The sequence below is a fragment of the Mycolicibacterium septicum DSM 44393 genome, from assembly GCF_000455325.1.
Taxonomy (GTDB): domain Bacteria; phylum Actinomycetota; class Actinomycetes; order Mycobacteriales; family Mycobacteriaceae; genus Mycobacterium; species Mycobacterium septicum.
The window spans coordinates 64,389-84,196 of sequence record NZ_HG322954.1 but is presented as its reverse complement, the minus strand read 5'-3'; the positions used below and the strand labels follow the sequence as shown (position 1 = coordinate 84,196).

At 64.3% G+C, this 19,808-nt stretch carries 15 protein-coding genes; all 15 read left to right on the top strand.

Translation table 11 applies throughout. The features are described from left to right. Entirely contained in the window at positions 1-1,770 is a 1,770-nt protein-coding gene (locus TX88_RS31765; protein ID WP_049925610.1) for a hypothetical protein, read from the top strand. Then, entirely contained in the window at positions 1,767-2,144 is a 378-nt protein-coding gene (locus TX88_RS31760; protein WP_044524570.1) for a YbaB/EbfC family nucleoid-associated protein, read from the top strand. Before TX88_RS31765 ends, TX88_RS31760 begins: the two co-directional genes overlap by 4 nt. Before the next feature lie 268 nt (positions 2,145-2,412). Beyond that, on the top strand, positions 2,413-2,826 hold the full coding sequence (locus tag TX88_RS31755) for a hypothetical protein (protein WP_131814132.1): 414 nt from the start codon (positions 2,413-2,415) through the stop codon (positions 2,824-2,826). A 653-nt stretch (positions 2,827-3,479) separates the two neighbouring features. Beyond that, the gene (locus TX88_RS31750; protein WP_044524568.1) at positions 3,480-3,686 is read left to right on the top strand and encodes a hypothetical protein; all 207 of its coding nucleotides are present in this window, start codon (positions 3,480-3,482) and stop codon (positions 3,684-3,686) included. A gap of 1,430 nt (positions 3,687-5,116) precedes the next feature. Next, positions 5,117-6,097, top strand: a complete 981-nt coding sequence (locus TX88_RS31745; RefSeq protein ID WP_162563247.1) for an EspK C-terminal domain-containing protein — start codon at positions 5,117-5,119, stop codon at positions 6,095-6,097. A gap of 71 nt (positions 6,098-6,168) precedes the next feature. Next, positions 6,169-6,864 carry a GNAT family N-acetyltransferase gene (locus TX88_RS31740; protein ID WP_049925607.1) on the top strand — a complete coding sequence of 232 codons (696 nt, stop codon included), beginning with the start codon at positions 6,169-6,171 and terminating at the stop codon, positions 6,862-6,864. A gap of 129 nt (positions 6,865-6,993) precedes the next feature. After that, positions 6,994-8,484 carry a type VII secretion protein EccB gene (eccB, locus tag TX88_RS31735; RefSeq protein WP_044524564.1) on the top strand — a complete coding sequence of 497 codons (1,491 nt, stop codon included), beginning with the start codon at positions 6,994-6,996 and terminating at the stop codon, positions 8,482-8,484. 5 nt (positions 8,485-8,489) lie between these two features. Next, positions 8,490-12,908 (top strand): type VII secretion protein EccC, encoded by a 4,419-nt coding sequence (locus tag TX88_RS31730; RefSeq protein WP_044524563.1) that lies wholly within the window; start codon positions 8,490-8,492, stop codon positions 12,906-12,908. Positions 12,909-13,009: 101 nt separating this feature from the next. Next, on the top strand, positions 13,010-13,303 hold the full coding sequence (locus TX88_RS31725; RefSeq protein WP_244438726.1) for a PE domain-containing protein: 294 nt from the start codon (positions 13,010-13,012) through the stop codon (positions 13,301-13,303). A gap of 15 nt (positions 13,304-13,318) precedes the next feature. Continuing rightward, the gene (locus TX88_RS31720; RefSeq protein WP_074415856.1) at positions 13,319-14,713 is read left to right on the top strand and encodes a PPE domain-containing protein; all 1,395 of its coding nucleotides are present in this window, start codon (positions 13,319-13,321) and stop codon (positions 14,711-14,713) included. Between the two features lie 80 nt (positions 14,714-14,793). After that, positions 14,794-15,102 (top strand): hypothetical protein, encoded by a 309-nt coding sequence (locus TX88_RS31715; protein WP_065053957.1) that lies wholly within the window; start codon positions 14,794-14,796, stop codon positions 15,100-15,102. 49 nt (positions 15,103-15,151) lie between these two features. Beyond that, positions 15,152-15,445: a WXG100 family type VII secretion target gene (locus TX88_RS31710; protein WP_074415855.1), complete on the top strand. Its 294-nt coding sequence runs from the start codon at positions 15,152-15,154 to the stop codon at positions 15,443-15,445. Then, the gene (locus TX88_RS31705; RefSeq protein WP_044524551.1) at positions 15,442-16,488 is read left to right on the top strand and encodes an ESX secretion-associated protein EspG; all 1,047 of its coding nucleotides are present in this window, start codon (positions 15,442-15,444) and stop codon (positions 16,486-16,488) included. Before TX88_RS31710 ends, TX88_RS31705 begins: the two co-directional genes overlap by 4 nt. 287 nt (positions 16,489-16,775) lie before the next feature. Then, positions 16,776-18,278, top strand: coding sequence for a MinD/ParA family ATP-binding protein (locus tag TX88_RS32990; protein WP_049925601.1), 1,503 nt, complete (start codon positions 16,776-16,778; stop codon positions 18,276-18,278). Continuing rightward, entirely contained in the window at positions 18,275-19,807 is a 1,533-nt protein-coding gene (gene eccD / locus TX88_RS31695) for a type VII secretion integral membrane protein EccD (RefSeq protein WP_044524549.1), read from the top strand. The genes TX88_RS32990 and eccD overlap by 4 nt, the downstream gene beginning before the upstream one ends. Position 19,808 lies beyond the last annotated feature (1 nt).

The window sequence follows — 19,808 nt, the reverse complement described above, 5'->3', positions numbered from 1 at the left end:
GTGCACGCCGAACAGCTACTTGTCGCGGCCAGGCACGTCGCCGCGGCCGCCGAATCGCTGAGTTCGACCGCCGCCCGGCCGCTCGCGCACCCACCAGTGGCCGCAGACGAAGTGTCCACGAGCGCGGCCGCACGTCTATCCGAGCACGGCATGGTCCTGTCCTCGCGGGCCAGTGACGGCGCCGCGGTGCTGGCTGCGGCCGCCGTGGCGATCTCCCAGGCCGCCACGGCCTACACCGAGATGAACCAGAACAACGCCCAGACCGTCTCCCTCAACGGCAATCCTGGTGCGGTCTCGGTGTCGTTCACGCCCGCCGTCACCGCCAACGCACCCGACCCGACAGTGCCGATCGCACCTGCAACTCCGCGCGACGGACGCGTCACCGCCGCCGTCGTCGAATCCGGAAACCCCTGTGCCGGATCGAGTTTCATCACCGGCTGCGCCGACCACGCTGCAGCGTTCCGCTCAGCAGCCCACGTCGTACGCAACGCCAAAGCCACCGTCGCCAGCGCACTGACCGGCCAAACCGGACCCACCTTGTCCGCGGGACTGACCCGCTTCGAAACGTGGGCCAACTCGATGGCCGACCACGCCGACACCGTGAAATCCGCAGGTCAAGGTCACTCCGAGCGCTTCTCCAACACCCAGAACAGCACCCCGCGCACCGCGCAGTTCACCACGCTGGAACGCCAGATCTCTGAGACCGCCGCGCTCAACGCCAGGCCCGCCACGATGGGCATGTACACACCGGTGCTTGAGAAGCTGCAGACCCGCTACCTCAACCTGCACACCCAAGCCGGCGGCTCCATGCAGTCCTACCACCTTGCAGAACTGCCCGCAGCGCCCCCACCTCCACCCCCGGTTGTGCCGATCGTGTCCGGCGAACCTGCAGCTACCGCAGGCACTCCTTCCGCCAGTGCTGACCGCGCAACCGACCCGCAACACCCAGGCGCTGGTCCGGTCGACGAGGACGGCCTTCCCGGCGCGGACCTCGGCGGCGCAGCCGACGATCCCGAAATCGCGGCACTGCTCGGCGACCCAGACAACGGCGACCTGCCCGGCCTCGAAGGGCTCCCCGCTGGAGCTGGCGGGGCGCCAGGCGCCGACCCACTCACCACCGTGAGCATGCTCGCCGGCACCTTGCCGGGCCTGCTCACCGGTGTGGTCTCCGGTGTCGCAGCGATCCCCGCTGCAATGGCTCAACAAGCCCAAGGCGCGGTATCGCAAGTGGTGGAGGGAGTATCCGGCGCGGTATCAGAATTCCAGCAGCCCGAAATCGGTGCGGGAGAGCCCAGCCTCGGTCTCAGCGACTTCGGCGGCAGCCCCGGACTCGGCGGCGGGGGAGGGGGCGGAGCAGGTGCCACCGACCCGGCCGCCAGCGGCTCCCCGCTCCCACCTGGCGGCACCGGCATGATGTCCACCGCAGGCGCGCCGACAGCACCACCACCGATCGCGGGCCCCACCACCACACCCACCACGACAGGCGCGACGACCACCCCGGCCGGCGCACCGATGATGATGCCGCCGATGGGCGGAATGGGCATGGGCGCCGGCGCAGCGGGCGGTACCCGACGTCTCAGCGAGCCCAACAAGGAGGTCTACGTCCCTCCCGTTGCCAATGGCGAACCTGTGCGCGGTGAAGTCGTACGCCGCCGCCCCTACCAAACCACCCCCGCCGAGCCGACCAAGCCAGCAGAAAAAGCCACCACGGTGACCTCCGCACGCCGAGGCAAAAAGCGCGTCATCACCCGCGACGAGGAGCCGAAATGATCGACATCGACCGCTACAACCGCGACAAAGCCTACGTCCAGAGCGTGCATTCCCGACTCGAACGCGCCTGGAACAAGCTCGAGGAATGGAAACGCGCATGCAGCGATGTCTCGTTGACCGCGCAAAGCCCCGACGGTGAAGTCACCCTGACCGTCAACGATCACGGCACCATCACCTTCATCGAGCTCGCCGAAGGAGCCACCCAGCGCCACACCAATCTCACCCTCGAACGACTCATCAACGAAACCCTGCTGATCGCCCAAGGCGCCGCAAATGAGGAGGTCGCCGAATTGGACGGCGAGATCGGACCAGGCGACTTCCTCGCCGCTTTCGACGAAGGCCTCGCCGAAAGTGAGCTGAAGGACGCCCGATAGTGGTAGGCAAATGTCGCGGCCGCGCCGTAACATCGAGGTCATGACCGGTGGGGGCCAATACGATGCGGGGGGCAGAGCGACCGCCGCGACCGAAGTTTGGTCTCGGGACGCAGTTTGGCCTCAGCAACCCGGAACCGAACCGCAGGAACGCCGGCCGGACGCCGAGCCCCCGCACTCGCCATCATCCCCACGAAGCAGCCGCTGGTTACTGTGGACGATGGTAGTGCTAGGTACGATCTTCTCCGTCGTCGCGGTCACTCTGAGCATTGTGAACCGGCTGGAGCCTTCCACTACGGTCACCACCATGGCGCCGACTTCGCCGCGCTACTCAGAATCTCAGATCAATGAAGCGAAAAATGTGGCCTGCCAAGCAAGCTTGACCATCGACGGACCGCTTACGACCGTTCAGCAAGCTCTCGCGGCGTTTCCTGACCGCACACTCCCTGAAGCAATGGATGCGCTCGCGCGGTACCAATCAGTCACAATCGTCGAGATCGAATACCTCAAGTCGCAAACGGGGCCTGCGACTCCGGAGCCAGTTAAGGCGGGAGTTGCGAAGTACGTTGCTGCGCTGCTCGCTGAAGTCGACGGCGCCACACGCGGGCTCGCGGACTCAGAGATGAACGTGAGGGTGGGAGAAACGAAGGCCGCGGGCGAGGCACTCGCCGCTGCCTGTAAATAGGGAGCCTATGAGATGGTCAGCATTAATGTGGCATCGGAGCAAGCACGCATCGCGAACGTGACCGCTCGGGCTAGCGGAACTGCTACGACACCCAATGCCTCAGCGCCTCCCTGTCAGCCAGGGGTCTTCTCATTTCTTGGCATGTCGGTAGCTGCGAAAGCTGCTGCTACGGAAGCTGCGGCAGCGGCCTTGGAGGCGCGAATGCTGGCGGCAGATAACCGAAGCGACGAAGCTGTCGTCGCGTATGACGAGATGAACGTGTCGAATTCGAAGTCTCTGGAATTGATTTAGCGATGGCCACATACACACCGCTGAAAAGCGATCCGGTACTCACACCGCCAGACCCAACCTCTCCGAACGGGCCTTCGCGGAGTTCTCTGATCATCGGCGCGGGCTTCCTAGTAGTTGCATTCGTGGCGATGGTTCTAGCTGCAGTCAGTACATGGGGGCATCACACTCCTCGGCCTTCGCAACCGTTACCCGGCCCCGCACCCATCTACACGAATTCCGAGGTCAGCGCGGCGAAGTCGAAGGCATGTGTCGCCTGGGACAATGCCGCCACTGAGATGACACGCGCATCAAATGCTGTCGCAGAGCTGCCACCCGGCTGGGATAGCGCAGACCGCGTTCGAGCCCGTGCAAATGAGACGCGTGTGGTTCTCGCGGAAACCGCGTATCTCCGCACTCAGGTCGATCCGGCGACGCCGGTCTCCGTGCGCGATGGAATTGAGCAGTACAACACGCTTTCGATCGCACAGCAGAATGCTGCGATCCAGCGGTTAGGTACCAGTCTCGACAAACTGATCGACGATCAAAATGCCGTGAGCGAGCAGCTCAAGAAGCACTGCGGGTTGAACTGACCAAATTTAGTGGGGAAAATATGGCGCATGTGGGGAATAATTCGTACTCGCATTTGATCATCACACCCGACATCAAAACCCCACCGGTGGCCCCGCTCGAAGTTGCAGCAACACAACATGAGGCTGCAGCTGCAACCTGGGCCGCGCGACATCAAGCGCGCACCACCGCCAATTCGGCACGGGAGTGCAGTATTCAGTCCATCGGCTCCGAGTCAATGCATCGTGTCCACCGGGAGATAACTCAAGAAGCCCGCATCCTGTCGGAGGCTCATGCAGAAGCAGCAAAAGTCATCCGTGAGCAGATATCGATTTTAAAAAATGTTGAAACACAGCATTCTAATATCGATAGAGCGGCGCACGACAAAATTAACCAGGCCAAGTCGAGGGCAGAGATACCTGGAATAGTATCCGAGCACAATGCATCTGCGCGACTCGCATCGACTCGTGGCGCAACCACAGCATCTGGACTGGACGCTAAATGGGTGGCGAATCATGAGGCCAAACTCGCGGGACTGACAAAACTAACGCCTTCAACCCCTATTAAGCCGACTCCAAATGACAGTCCGGGAATAACAAGGCCACTCGACAATAAGACCAAGGCACACCAGGGCGAGGGCGACGATCCACAGAAGAAGGGGGAAGCGCCTCCTCAGTCGACCGAAGTCGATACAGGCGGCACGAAAAGCGGGCCACATGCACCTGGCACCGACCGTAGCGGCTCTGCTCCAGGCGCCGAGAGAGCCCAGTTTGGCCAAGCGCCGGGAAGTGAACGCACGGAATTTGGTGTGGTTCCAGGCGGCTCGAGGCCAAGCACACCAACCAACCCGACGCCGTCTCGCCCGAGTCTGTCGCCGTTAGGCGGCGGTGGTGTTCCGTCTGGTGGTGGTAGTGGCGCGGGCGGGTTCGGGTCCGGTCTCGGTGGTGGGTCTTCTCCGTTGTCGTCAGTGATGGGTGGTCTGGGGCAGAATCCTGCATCAGGGTTAGGCAATGGTCTATCTTCTACGAATCCTGCTGCGGGGCTGGCGAATTCGGGTGGCGGTCCGGCCGCGGCGGCCAATCCTGGTGCTGCCTTTGCGCGTGGGCTGTCGAGTACGGGTTCGGCGGTTCCTCCGGTGGCTTCGACTGTGGCGCCTCCGCCTGCGGCTGTGAATCCGGCTCCGTCGGTACCGCCGTTGGCCGGGGCTGGGGGTGGTCCTGGTGGTGTGGCGGGTCCGGCCGGGTCGGCGGGTGTGCATGTGGCGCCGGCGGGGACGCCGGTTCCTGCGCCGCCGGTGATGTCGGGTGGATCGCCGGCGGCGCCTCCGATGATGTTGCCGTCGACTGGCATGGGTAATCCCGCTTCTCCTGCTGCTGTCATGCCGGTGGGTTCATCGTCGAGCGCTAGCGGTAGCGGCGCCGGGGCTGTGGCGCCTTCTCCCTCTGGGGCGGCAGTGAATTCGGGGGCCACGCTGGTGCCGGCGGCTGTGGTGAGTTCGGCGATGTCGGCGAGGCCTCAGCAGCTTTTGACTGAGGATGCTCAGTCTGCGGCGGCGCTGGCGTGGCAGCTGCAGCATGCTTGCCGCCGCATCAGCTTCCCGATGGATTGGGCGGTCGGGATCTTTAGGTCCAGTGAGGGCTCTGAGACTGTTGTGATGTCGTCGGAGGGGTCGGGGTACATCCCGGCCGGGGTGTACGTTCCTCGGGGCGTGCGACTCCTGGCCGCCGATGTCAGCGGCGAATTCCGCAGGACGTGGTTCGGGTGGCGTGATCCCGCGGAGGTGATGGTGGAGTACGCCCGTGGCCGGCAGGTGGGCGGCTGGCGGCTGGCGGCGGCCGCGACGACGGGCCCGGTCGACCAGTTCCGGGATTTCGGTACCGAGTATGCCGACCAGTGCACGTTCGAGCGGTCGCCACTGACGCTCGAGGATCCCATTCCGGTGCTCGACAGCATGCACGCTCACCGCTTGCAGATGGAGAACGCAGATCTGTACGACCGCTTGAATCGGTTGACTGGTGCTGAGCAGGTGTATGTGGACCGCGTGATAATCCCGGTTGCTGGTGAGATGGTGGAGGCTGCCCGAAGTTTGGAGCACCCGGTGGAGTTGACCCGTGCGTGGGCAACGGTGACGGGCGGGGGCGAGCTTACGAGCGAGCAGTGGGCGCAATACGCACAGGTCACGTCGACGGAATTCCTTACCGCTCAGGTGCTTCGGCCGGAGGCGGCTGGGGCGCCTGAGGAGTGGAAGGCTGCGGTGTATCGCGACGCGTGGACGGTGTGCCGCACGCTCGAGGTGGTCGCCGGATGGGCTTCGCGGCCACTGCCGCTGGCTGATATGGCGTATGCGGCGCTGGCTGCCGATCCGGACGGTGATGTGCGTGAACGCATGTCGGCGGCGTTGCAGCAGGTCGAGGTTGAGCTGGGCTGGGTCTGATGATGCCACCGCTGCGTTGAGCTGATGTGTCGGCCTCAGCAGTATTTCAGGAGCCGAACAACGGTCGGGGGATGATGGTGATGGCTAGGCACGATGTGCAGATCCGTGATACGTCATGTGACGAACTGGCGAACCTGGGGGAGTGGTTCGCTATGGCGGGCATTCAGAAGGTCGACCAGGAGGCTACCGCTCAGCTGATTGCCGCGCGGGAATCGGGTGTGCTGGGGACCGCCATTGGCCGATCGAGTCGTGAGAATCTGGATCGGCTGATGACGACGCCGTTCAACGACTGGTACTTCGCGAGAGGGGCGGTGAAGACGCTCCAGGTGGATGGTGAGGTTGCCGGCATCTTGTGGTTGGGTGCGCACTTTCGCCTCTGGAAGCAGATGATCGGGGATCGCGACCGTGACACGGTATCGCTGGATGTACCCGAGAGCTGGCCCGACTGGTTCCGGCAGTTCATTGCTACAGCAATGCACACGGCCAAGCTTCACCTGGTCGCAGTCCATCCCGACTACCGCGGCCAGGGTTACGGATCACGCTTGGTCAAACGCGCTCTGAAGATAGCGGACCGGGGCCGCATCGTGATGCTGTATGGGCAGTTTTCCGCGCAGCGCGCCGAATTGCGAAAGTTCTACGCGGAGCATGGATTCGACGTACTCGCCTCGGGCGAGCCGCTGCCGATGGGGATGGCTACAGGAAGCAACAGTGACCACTTGCGTTCGAAACCGGATGAGACGTTCTTTGTCAGGCACCGGACGCTGTAGCCCTGTGCAGGGCCAGCGGCAGCTCCGCACCTTCTTCGCGGGCGGCGCCATGGCCATGCGGCGCTCGGATCGAGGGTGCTTGAAATTGATGGTGGGTGTGGGTGGGTCGTTGCGGTTACGGTTCGATCTATGCCGGTGAATTTGGCGTCGAAAGCTCAAGCCTCTGCTTATTGGTTTCTGCGGAGGCGGCTCGCACATGGTCTGTTGCGTCGGTCTGTGGCGATGGATGTGGAGTGGGAGAGAAACCCGAAGCTGGCCGTGTGGACGTCGCTGGCGGTGGCTGTGGTTCTCGCGGTCGGGTTCACCGTGGTCGGGTGGTGGCGTCCGGATGGCCAGGTGGGTCAGACGAAGGTCGTGGCGGATAGCCGGCACGCGATCTATGTCAATTTGGGCGATGGGCGGCTGTATCCGGCGCTGAATTTGGTGTCGGCGCAGTTGATCGCGGGCAGCCCGGATCAGGCTGCGACGGTCGGTGACGGTGAGATCGCGAAGATGCCGAAGGGCCCCACGGTGGGGATCGCCGGTGCGCCGGTGGCCACGCCGGTGGCGCTATCGCCGGAGACTTCGCGCTGGGCGGTGTGTGACAGTGCGTCGCCGACGTTGGCTGGTTTGCCGGTGGTGACCGGGATCAACGGTGTCTTGACACCTGGTGGCAGTGCGGTGGACCTCGATTCGGGACATGCGGTGCTGATGTCGTTCGAGAACCAGTCGTATGTGGTGACCGGTGGTGTCCGGATGCCGATCGACCTGTCTGATCGTGCGGTGGCTGGGCCACTGGGCATCGAGCCGGGGCGGCCGGTGGTCCAGATGTCACGGGCGTTGTATGACGCGATCCCGGCCGGTGGGCGCCTGGTGGTGCCTGTGGTTCCGGATGCTGGCGCCCCGGCGCCGGTGAATCTGGGGCTGCCGTTGGTGAACGGGGCGGTCGTGGTGACGCGGGATATGGCGACGTCGAAGGATCACTTTTATGTGGTGACCGGTGACGGGGTGCAGGCGATTTCGCCGGTGGTGGCTGAGATGCTGCGCCAGCGTGACACCTTCGGTATGGCGACGGCGCCGCGGGTGGCCCCTGATCGGCTGGCCAAGGTGCCGACGCGGCATGTGCTGGATGTGGATTTCTATCCGGAGTCGCCGCTGCAGATCGTCGATAGCCGTGATCTGACCGTGACGTGTTCGGCGTGGGAGCGCGGTATTGATGACCGGCAGGGCCGGTTGAAGTTGTTGGCGTCGCGGATCCTGCCGGTCACTGTCGAGCAGGCTCGGGCGGCGACACCGCTGGTCGGCGGCGGCAACCGCGGGGTGCAGGCCGATCAGGTGGTGTTTTCTGCCGAGCCGGCGACGTTCGTGTCCACGACGGGCTCAGCACCGGACTCCCCGGCTCGGCAGACACTGTGGCTGCTAGATGTTACGGGCATCCGCTACGGGGTGCCGTTCGGTGACAACAACGGGATGCAGGGGCTCGGGTTGAAGTTGCAGCAGGCCCGGTTGGCGCCGTGGTCGATGTTGCAGGTGTGGCCGGCCGGTCCGGAGCTGTCACGTGCAGCGGCGTTGACGGCTCACGGCGCGGCGCCTGGCGCCGCGGTCGCACTTCCAGGTTCAGCTGGTCAGGCAGGGGGATAAACAAAATGGGGACTGTTCCGTTTCGTCCGGGTGAGCTGGATAAGCCGCCGACGGTTCCGGGTGGGAAGAAGTCGCTGCCGCAGCGGCTGGTGAATCCGGTCAGGCTTCCGATGCCTGGTTGGCAGAAGATCCTGATCATCATCGTGGTGCTGGTCGTACTGGGCATGATTGCGCTGATCGTGACGCAGCCGGGGATGCGTTCGGGCCCAACGGGAATCATGTCGATCCTGTTCCCGATCATGCTGATGGCATCGATGATCGGCATGGTGGCCGGTGGGCGGATGCAGGGTGGCGGTGAGCGCCCGATGAGCAGCTCCGAGCTGGACGCTGCGCGCAAGGATTTCTTCAACGATCTCGATGATCTGGGGGATGAGGCGCAAGAGATCGCGCAGGCTCAGTTCGAGCAGGCGCAGCATTTTCACCCTGAGCCAGCGCTGCTGCGTGGCCTGGTGGGGTCTACGCGGATGTGGGAGCGCGAACCCTCGGCGGCGCCACTGGTGGCGGGGCAGGTTGAGGGCCAGCCCGTCGAGCCGTCGGCTCAGCAGTTGACGGCGATGGCGTTCGGGTGGGTGCGTATGGGTGTGGGGCGCCAGCAGCTGGCGGTGGAGTTCACCTCGGAGGATCAGGGTGAGCCTGCTGAGTATGAGCCGGCAACGTTTGAGGCCGAGCGGGAGTTCGACATCTATCAGCAGGCGGTAGCTGGGATCGCGAAGCCCATTTCGCTGCGTGCTTTCGCCGGTATTGGTTTTGTCGGTTCTGAGGGTATGGAGCCGGTGTATGGGCTGGTGCGGTCGATGGTGTTGCAGGCGGCGGTGTTTCATCCGCCGCGTGCATTGCAGGTGATGGTGCTGACTGATGATGCGCGGCGTTGGGATTGGCTGAAATGGTTGCCGCACAATCAACATCCGGATTTGTCGCGGGCGGATACGGGTGGTTCGGCGCGGATGGTGTGGACGTCGACGTTGGATCTGGAATCGGCGATCGGCAGGAGTATCCACGAGCGTAACGAGCATGGTTCTGGGCCGGCGCAGGTTCCGCACATGCTGGTGATCTGCGATCAGGAACGGGTCGGGTCGGAGTGGGACGATCTGACGCGGCCGAAACGTGGCGGTGTCGCCGGTGTGACGTTCATGCGGTTGGCGGCGCGGCGAAGTGGCGGGCTGGAGTTCACTGATAAGGCAACGCATTTCGTAACCGAGTCGCAGGTGACGGACGTGGCGGGCAAGGCAGTTGTCAAGCCGGATTATCTGGATGAGGCTTCCGCGCGGATGATCGCTCGCAAGATGGCCCGCCATAGTGCGGATGTGTCGCGGGCGGTGGCGGTGGCCGATGCGGGTATTGAGGGCGTCACGGCGTCGCCGGATTTGGGGACGCTGACGGGCGCGGGTGATGCGCTGGCGGCCGACTTGGACGGGCTGTATGCGAAGGTGCGGTCGGGGCCTCCGACGGAGTCGACGCCGTGGTCGCCGGACTGGGGCCGTTTCCCGTTTGCGGTTGATGAATTCGGCGAGGTTGTGTCGCTGGATTTCAAGGAGACCCAGTACAAGGGCATGGGCAACCACATGATTGGCATCGGGTTCACGGGCTCTGGCAAGTCGGAGTTCCTCAAGACCCTGGTGACCAGTATGTGCTTGACGCATCCACCGGAGCTGCTCAACGTCGCGTTCTTTGATTTCAAGGGTTCGACGACGGCGGCGGCGATCCGCGATTTCGTGCAGGTTGTGGCGGCGGTGACCGATCTGCGTGGCGATGTCTTGATGGACCGCATGACCGAAGGTCTCAAGGGTGAGGCTGATCGGCGCAAGCGCCGGTTGGACGCGGCGGGGGCCAAGGATGTCTCGGAGTACGAGTCGTGGCGAATCCACCGCGGCGAAAACCTCGAACCGCTGCCGTGGCTGTACATCATCATTGACGAGTTCACCCAGTGGTTCGCCGACAAGGGCCAGGAGGCCAGGGAGCTCGCGGACTTCATCACCCGCCAGGGCCGCGGTTTGGGCATGAGCTTGATCATGTGGTCGCAGTATCTCGGCCATGAGCTGGGCTCTGGCCAGGGCGCGATGAAGAACGTCCCGATCCGGGCGGCCTTGCGGGTGCTCGATGAGAACGACTCGCGTGAAATCATCGGCACCCCGGATGCTAAGCATCTTCCTCAGGGCGCAGCTGGTGCTGGGTTTCTGAAGGTGATCGGCTCGTCGAGGCTGACACGGTTCCAGGCAGCGTATGTGTCAAAGGAATACACCGCACCGGAGCAGGTGCAGACCGCGGCCATGGTGAAGCAGGAATTGGGCTATGTGGCGCCGGCGATGTTCACGGCGCTGCCGATGGATCCGTTGCCAGTGCCCGACCCTGCGCAGAAGGCCGCGGCAGAGATTGTGGCGCCGGCGCCGCAGCTGCTGGGGGCTGATGGGCGACCGTTGAAGCAGATCGAGGCCTATCAGCGGTCGATTCGGCGCAACCAGGAGGGCTCGGCGTTTGTGCCCCATGCGATTTGGTGCCCGCCGCTGGAGGCGTTGCCCTCGGATGAGCTGGTGCGTCGTCTGCGCAACCGGCCCTGGCACGAGGACTATGGATCGGCCGATCGGATGCCGCTGCTGTTCGCGGTGGGGTTGGATGATCGACCGTTCGAGCATGTTCAGCGGGTGTATGCGCCGAATGTGACCGACGCCAATTGCTTGGTGCCTGGGCGCGGTACCTCGGGGCGTACGACGGCGGTGACGACGATGATCCTGTCGGCGGCATTGACCTACACGCCGAAACGCGTTCAGTTCGCCGTCGTTGCGATGTCTGGTACAGATATCAACGCCATCAAGGACTTACCGCACGTCGTGTCGTTTGCTCGCGGTGATCAGGAGGAGCGTGTGCGGCGCTCGGTCGCTGAGATGTTGACGTTGATCGAGCAGCGTGAAGCCGATTTCCAGCGGATGGGGATCGACATCGCCAAGTTCCGTGCACGCAAGTTCGGGGAGGACCGCGGTAAAGGAATGGCGGTGCCCGAGGACAACTTCGGCGGCGACGTATTCCTGGTGATCGACGGGTTCACGGCGTTTCGTGAGCGCTACCAGCAGCTCACGGCCCGGCCAGGAGAGGGCCTGCTGGCCGACATCGAGGCCATTGGCGCCAAGGGGCCTGCGCACGGGGTGCATCTGATCATCTCCACTGACGGCTACATTGCCGGTAAGGCGACGCCCACGTTGGCAACGCTGTTCTCGGCCAACGTGGAGTTGAAGCTGCCCGACACCGACGAGCTCAACCACAACCCGAACCCCAACGTGGCCAAATCGGTGCCCTACGGCGTGCAGGAAGTCATCAGTGACGACAACGCCGTGGAGCAGCAGCTCAGCGGCGAGCAGACCGCAGCGACACGGATCGTCGGTCGCGGCCGCACGATGTTCGGCCACCATTTCCAGACCGGCCGGCCCTGGCTGACCATCAACGGCCAACAGGTTGATGCGGCTCATCCGGACGCCGCCGCAATGATCACCCGCATCGCCGGGCCACGCGCGGCCACGGTGCGGATGCTGCCAAAAGAGCTGTCTCGCACCCAGATGTGGCAGCGTTATATTGAGGTGGAGGGCGAGGTTCGTCAGGGGGTGGTCCCGTTCGGATTGTCAGAGATCGGACTGCGCGCTGCGGTGGCTGACTTCTCCAAGCACCCGCACCTGGTGTTGGCCGGTACCGCAGACTGCGGAAAAACCGCCGGTTTGGCCACCCTGGCGCAAGGCATCATGGACGTCTATCGGCCTGATGAAGCCAAGATCTATGTGATCAGCACCGACCACGCGCTGGTGCAGTACGTGCCCGAGGAGTACCTCGGCGAATACGAAGTGCGCGAGTTCGCCGGCGATGGAGCTCCGCGGGTGCCGACGGGCAGGATGCTAAGCGGCTACGTCCAGCGCCAAGACCAGATCATGGATGTCGATGCGCACTTGCGTGAGGTGATGCATCCGCGTCTACGTCCCGATGATGCGACCCAGGAGGAGATCGCCTCGGGTATCCGACGCTGGAGCGGGCCGGAGATCTTCGTCATCGTCGACAACGAGCACATCTTGGAGGCGTGGCATTCGGAGTCGAGCTGGTCAGGCAAGCCATTTGCCCTGGCGAACGTGGCGGCATATCTGTCACGTGCTGACGAAGTCGGTTTGCATGTGATCGTGGCGCGTCGGATCGAGGAGTGGCCGAAGGCCGAGTACACGCCCTTGATTGGGTCGCTCAAAGCAATGCAGACACCTGTTTTGGTGATGTCGGGCGCACGCACGGAAGGCCTGATCCTGGGCAAACAGTTCGCTGCAGATCAGCCGGCAGGTCGAGGTGTGTACGCGACGCGGGATGTCGCGGCGCCCGCGCAGGTGGCCTTGCCCGATCCGGTGGGGACGGCGCCACGCTGGCGCGGTACACAACGGTCGACACATAGTGAGGAATTGTGAGACATATTTGCGTCAGTGGTTGGCACTGCATTTGCTGGGGCGTTAGCCTCAATTTCGAGTAATCACTACACGAGTCGGGAGGGGCCGATCTCATGGGAATGATGGACGTTGATCCGATCATGCTGGCCGCGCAGTCGGCCAGCGAAGCCGCGGGGACCGCGGTGCAGACAGGAATGCTGACCGGAGCGGCCCCGGCGATGGCCAACCCGGCCACGATGGGCATCGACGAAGTGTCGGTGGCGATCCGGGCCGCGATCGCTGCGCACTCGGCAAATTTCCTGACCGAGGCCGGGCTTGGTGCCGCACAGCGTGCCGCTTTCGCGACGCAGGTGGGCACGTCCGGTGTGGCGTACGCGGTGTTCAACGGGCTGACCGCAGCCGAGTTGGCGCTGTAGTGGCGGGCCGCGCTGGTGATTGCTGACTTTTGGGCGCTACCGCCGGAAGTGAATTCTTTCCGGTTGTCCTCGGGGGCGGGTCCAGCCGCTCATGCCCCCGAGATCGCGGCCTATCAGGCGGTGGGCACCACGCATGCTGAGCAGTCGATTCAGCAGATGGTGACGACTGCGGCGACTGCTCCGTCTTGGCAAGGTGCTGGCGGTACGGGCATGGTCACGACGTCAACACCGCTGGCGGCTTACAACGCGTTGGCGGCTGCGCACGCGGAGAAGGCAGCCGGGATGATCGCCGGGATGACCGCGGCGTACACCGGTGCGGTGGCGGGGTCGATGCACTATTCGGTGTGTATCGCCAATCGGGTGCGCGATGCGGTGTTGGAGTCGACGAACATTCTGGGGATCAACACGATTCCGATCGCCGAGACCGAAGCTGAGTACACGGGGTTTTGGGGGCAGAACGCTGCGGCCTCGACCGGCTACGAAGTGGAGGCGATGCCGCTGGTCACGGCGATGCAGGTGCCACTGACGCCCTCTCCGATGGGAGCCAACCCTGGTGGGGTTGCGGCGGCGATGTTCGCGGTGGGTGTCCAGGGGGCGACCACGGCAGCGCATGCGCTCGGCGCCGGTCTCAGCGAAGGGATGGCGGCCGCAGCGCAGACGGTGGGCACCACGACCGGTGCGGTCACCGGTGCCACGTCCGCGCTTGCTGGGCAGGCCCCGGCTGCGGCTCAGAGTCCTGGTTCTGGGACGACGGCGCCGGGAACGGGTACGCAGCCTGGTGCCACCCCTGCCCAGGCGCCTGCCGAGCCGGATATGTTGTCTGCGGCCCAAGCGATGTCCGGCTCGGTGATGCAGGCCCCGACGCAGGCCATACAGTCGGCGAGCGGCAGCCTGGGGCAGGGCGGTCAAATGTTTTCCAGCGTGGGTCAAGTCGGCTCTTTGGGCAGCTCGTTGATCAACCCGGCGGCGTTGGGCGGGTCGGGATTGAACAGTCCTGCGGTGAACGCATTGAGTGCTGGTCCTTCGGGTGCGTCGGGTATCGGCGGCGGCAACGGTGGTTTCGCCGCCGGGGGCGGAGTAGGGGCGATCAACGCTGCGCTGACCAAGCCGACTGCTGGCGGTCCGATGGCCGGAACGGTTGGGCTGCCGGGCAATTGGTGGGGTCAAGGTGACAAGGTGCCGGTTGCCGGCGTCAGCGAGACCACGACCGTGGCGCGTGGCGCTTCGGCGGCCGGAGCGCCCGGAATGTATGGCGGTATGGCTCCTGCGGCCGCAGGAGCGCGGGGACAGGGCAGTGGTTCGCGGGAACTTTCCGAGGCTGACAAGCAGGTAGTGATGGACGGCCTCGGTGATGGCATGCCGGTGTTTACCGACACGGGTGTCGTATTCGCGTCTGGGCAGGGGGTCTAGAGCCGCGGGGACGCGAGCAACAGCACACATGAGAATTCCATACACAGCGAAAGCAGTTGAGAGAAAAGGGATTTAGTACGATGACTTTGAATGTCGACCCAGGCAGAGTCCTGCAGGCTGCTTCAGCGCTGGAGGGCATTGGCAACGATGTCGTGGCCAGCCTGAGCAAGTACGTGACGATGAACCAGAGCCTCAACGGGACCGGGTTCAGCGGGATCGCCGCGGTGATGTCGGTGAACACCTCCACCGATGTGGCTCACACGGGCACCCAGGTGCACACCCGGTTCCAGGCGACGATCGATCAGATGCGCAAGGGTGTCGCGCAGTACACGCAGGTCAACCAGGACAACGCGTCGGCGCTGGGGTCCGTGGGCACCACCGCTGTCTGACTTTGAGCACCGGGTCGCGGCAGCGGCCCAAGAAAGGATTTGAGTACCCATGGAAGCAATGCGCTACGACAGGGCCATGATGGGTGACCACGTCACCTCTCAGACCGGGCTGGTGTCTCACCTGCAGGAGCAGCGACGCCAGGCTCACTCCCAGATCGAAGGGATTCGCCAGGACTGGACGGGTATGGGCTTCGGTGGTCTCGACGATCTGCACCGCCAGATCGACGCCGCGTTCGACACGGTGTTCCAGACCATCAACCGTCACGGCCAGGCGATCAACCGGGCTTCAGAGAACGCGCACACCACTGACGGTGCGGTGAACGCGGGATTCCAGGCGATTTGAGCCACACCACGGGAGCGCGGCTGTCGACCACGTCTGAAGGATTGTGGTTAACAGCCGCGCTCGCTGGCGTTTCGCGCCTGCCTGAAGCGTTGAGGATCCGTCCGATCGGTGCTGTCGAACGGGTCTTGCCCGGTCATCCGGGACTGCAGATCCTCCAAGAGCAAGGCATCTGTTCGGGCCGCACTCTCGACGTCGACGTCGACCGCTGGATGTGGACGTTGGGGCGGCCTGACCTTCAGATCACCGTCACCATCAAACGGCCCACTCGTCAGCTGGATCAGCTCACTGGCCCGCCACCGGTGTTTGATCCGGGTGTGGACCCGCTGGAGGAGCCGATCCTGGCCTACGAGGCGCTGATGGCGTGGAATGCCCGGTTCGGGCCGCGCAGGGTGGCCGTTTTATGCTGCCGCGACGGGCAGTGGGTCAGCGCTGCGCGGGTCTGGCAGTCCCGCCAGGCTCTGGATCCCGAGACCCCGACTGCCGACGCTGCTGACCCGCTTTCGAGCAGCGGGACGGCGGCTCAAGACGCCGATCAGCGCGACGAGATCGACGAAGTGGTCATCACCGACCTGGGCGGCTGCGATCCTGCGGCCGTGGTCAACGACATCGTCGGCACGAACGCAGCCCGTGCCCAGTTCGATGCCATCAACTTGCGTGCGGGCACGCTCGAACAGGTGCTGCTGCGCTGGCAGCGCGACCCGTCGATCGACCTGTCCGGCGAACTGCGTGCATGGGGCTTGTCCGCATTGCAGGCCCGCATCGTGCAGGCCAGTGCTGATATGTCTGCAGCCCAGATCACCGTGAGCGCCAAGCAATTCTCGCGTGAGAGCATTGATCACGCAGCACACGTGCTCACCATTACCGACACACTCGAGGGTCGGGTTCTCAAGACGGACTCCGAAAGCCCTGACGGCCAGCGGTGGATGACATTGCTGCCGGGTAGCCCGCGCTGGATTTCTGAGGGTGTGGCAACCATGTGCGCCTCCCTGCCGGCCGGCCAGGATTGGTTGGCCCACCGCCGCGAACGCCAGCTCGGCGCCTAACGGCTCACACATCTTGCGTTGACCACCAGGTTATTGTCCAGCGCATATCATTTCTCTCCTTTTTTACCGCTTGATGGCGATATTTGCCCATCGAGCGGCTTTGCTGTTGTTACACACGCGCGTCGTGTTAGCCATGTCCGAGGGGCCGGTTTCGTGCTGGTCCAGAAAATGGCCCCGATTGGTGGTGGGCACTAGGAAAAACGCGTTGTTAAGGTCGGCGATATGAGCGAAAAAGCGGCTGGTCGTGGGGTTTACAGCCCTTCTGAGCCGATTCACAAGGGGGGCGTGTGAGCATCAATCACGAAAACGAGTTCTTAGAGCAGCTCGGCGGCTACGACGAACCGACATCGATCAACATTCAACGGCCTGTGGTCGAACCACAGCAATACTCGCCGCCCCCGACACAAACGGGCAACGGGGCACATTCAGCGGTGACTGAGGACACCGGCGCAGCAGGCAATGAGAGCCGCGAGCCTCGGCCGACGGCGCCGCAGCACTCGTTGGGACCGGATGTTCCCGGACGTGATGCCCGTGACGACGGTTCCGATACCGGGCCGATCGCCGTGCCGCGGCCGGAGTCGGTTCACCGCGCACCACCGCCGCCTGCAGTCGGTGTCTTGGACACCGGTGTGGCTCCTGCCTCGCCGCGACCCCCACGCAGAGCCTCCGAAGCCCCCGTGCAGTTCCCCCAAGGCGGTTATCAACCGCATGCCCAGGCTCACTACCCGCAGTATGGCCAGGCTGCGCCTCAGGCACCGGCGTGGCAGGCCGCGCCCGTCCCCACGGCGGCGCAGAACCCGGCGCCGGCAAGCGCAGCGGTGGTGGCGCGCAGTCAACGCTCGGCCAACGACCTGCATCGGGCCCGGAAGCGGCCGTCGAAGCGAGGCTGGCGTAAATGGTTGTATAAAGCCAGCTTTGAGACGATCAATGTTGGCGAGTCGCGCGATGAGATCGAGGTGCGGCTGCTGACAACCGCGATCAAGGCGCCGCTGTCTGGACCCCATTCAATTGTGGTGACCGGCGGCAAAGGTGGGTGCGGCAAGACGGTGGTGACGTCGGCGGTGGCCACGGTGTTCGCCCAAATCCGCAAGAAAGATCCGGTTCTGGCAGCCGATGCCGATCCGGCCCAGGCGGCCAACCTTCCCGACCGTATCGCCCCCGAAGCATCCTCAACATTCGCAGATGTGCTGGCGGAGCAGGAGATTAGGCGCAACTCAGAGCTGCGCAACTATACGGGACAAAATCTGGAAACCGGGTTGGATGTGTTGGCCGGACCCGCACGGGTTGGCGGGCACACGGATCTAGATGCCGCCACCTACACCAACGCCCATGTGCGGCTGCAGAAGTTGTACAACCTGCTGTTCACCGACACTGGTGTCGATTTTCGTCATCAGGTGATGAAGGCCGTTCTCGACGGCGCTGATTCGCTCATCATGGTTGCCTCGGCGATTCCAGATGGGTTGGCGGGGGCCAACATTGCGTTGGAGTGGCTGGAAGCGGCCGGTTACAAGCACCTGGAACCGAGCATGGTGATTGTCATCAATCACATTCGGGCTTTCGACGGGCGAAAAGACCGTAAACGCACCCTGCGGCAGGTGCAGGAGATGAAGGCTGAGTTCGTCAAGCGGGTGCCCGAGGACCGGATTTTCGAGTTGCCGTATGACCCGCACATCGCCGAGGCCGGTGTGCTGGAATTCGAGTTGCTGGCACCGCGCACCCGGCGGGTTCTGATGAAGATCGCCGCAGCCACGGCGAGTGGATTCGGCACGGCCGCTGGTGGTTCACGATGAGTGCGCCGAGTGCGGTTCCCGGTGACGACGTCATCGAGATTCGTCGCACCCGGGTGGCGGTGTTCGTCGGGGACGCCAACACCTCTGCGGGCGAGGGGGAGCCTGACGGTACGGAAATCGATTTTGCGTTGCCCTCGACACAGAAGCTGATTGCAGTCGTCGAAGACCTCAAGGATGAGGTCGAGCGGGAGTTGAAGCGACGGCGCCTGCCACGGTTGGACCCGAAGACGACCTACGTGCTGTGTGACGCGGGCGGTCGGGCGTTGGAGTTGGACAAGACGCTCGATCAGTGCGAGGTATACGACGGGCATACGTTGTGGCTGTTGCCGCTGGAGGCCACCGAACGTCACTCCCGGGTCGTGGAGCGGGTGAGCACAGCCATTGCGCGCTCGGCGCAGGAGCAGTTTCGGGTTGTCGATCCCGAAGTGACCCGTCGGATGGCCAGTGTGCTGCTGGTCGCCTTGGTCGGGTGGACGGTGCTGATTCTGTCCAAGCTGTGGTGGGACACCGGATCATGGATTCCGGCCGCGTCGTGCGCTGGGATGACGGTGATTCTGGTGGGGGCCGCCTGGATTGCGTCGGGCTCACCGAGTGAGACCCGCCGCAAAGTGGTGGCTCCGCTGTCGTGGTCGGCGGTGGGAACCGCCGCGGCGGCTGCGGCCATGGGGGTGCCGGGCACCCCGGGCGGGTGGCATGTCGCGGCAGCCGCCGCGGCGTTGGTGCTCGGCGTCGTGGTGTTGTCGGTATTTAGCGGTGATCGTTATCCGGCGGCAGTGGCGTTTTTCCTCACGCTCGGCCTGGTCGGCCTGCCGGCGGCGATCGCGCGGGCATGGCTTCATGTACCACCGGAACGCATCGCCGCAGCCACACTGAGTGTGGTTGTGGTGCTGGCGATGTGGGCGGCCAATATCGGGAGTGCGTCCTCGGGCGCGCCGCAGCCGTCGTTCCCCTCGATGCGCTCGCGTCGGGTGTTTGAGCGGCTTCCGAATCGTCCGCGCAAGTCGGTCAGCCCGATCCCGTCGGGCACAGTGATCACTGGGCAGTTGGTGGCCCGCTGGGCGAGGCGTGCGACGTTGACGATGACTGGTGTGAGCCTGGCCGCGTCGGTGTTGTTGGTGGCCGGGTGCCGATGGGTGGTGATCCCGGGCCAGCCCGGCTCGTGGCGCCATACCGTGTTCGCGGTCGGCATTTGCGTGGTGGTCCTGCTGTGGTCGCGGTCGATGATCGACCGGGTCCAGTCGGTGTCGCTGACAGCGGGTTCGGTGGTTGGGCTGGCGATGGTTGTTGGTCGCTACGCAGGCTCGGCAACTCCGGCGTCATTGCCCGTGACACTAGGCTGCGCGGGCCTGATCGTGGTGCTGGCCGCCATTGTTCTGTGGGCGGGTTTGTGGTTGCCCGGCGCGGCGGTCAAGGCGCCGCTGCGGCGTGCTGTTATGGGTGTGCAGCTGTTGCTGACGGTGGTTCTGACGTTCCCGTGGATGCTGTGGCTGTGGAACGCCTGGTCGTTCCTGCGGCATATGAGGCACTGAG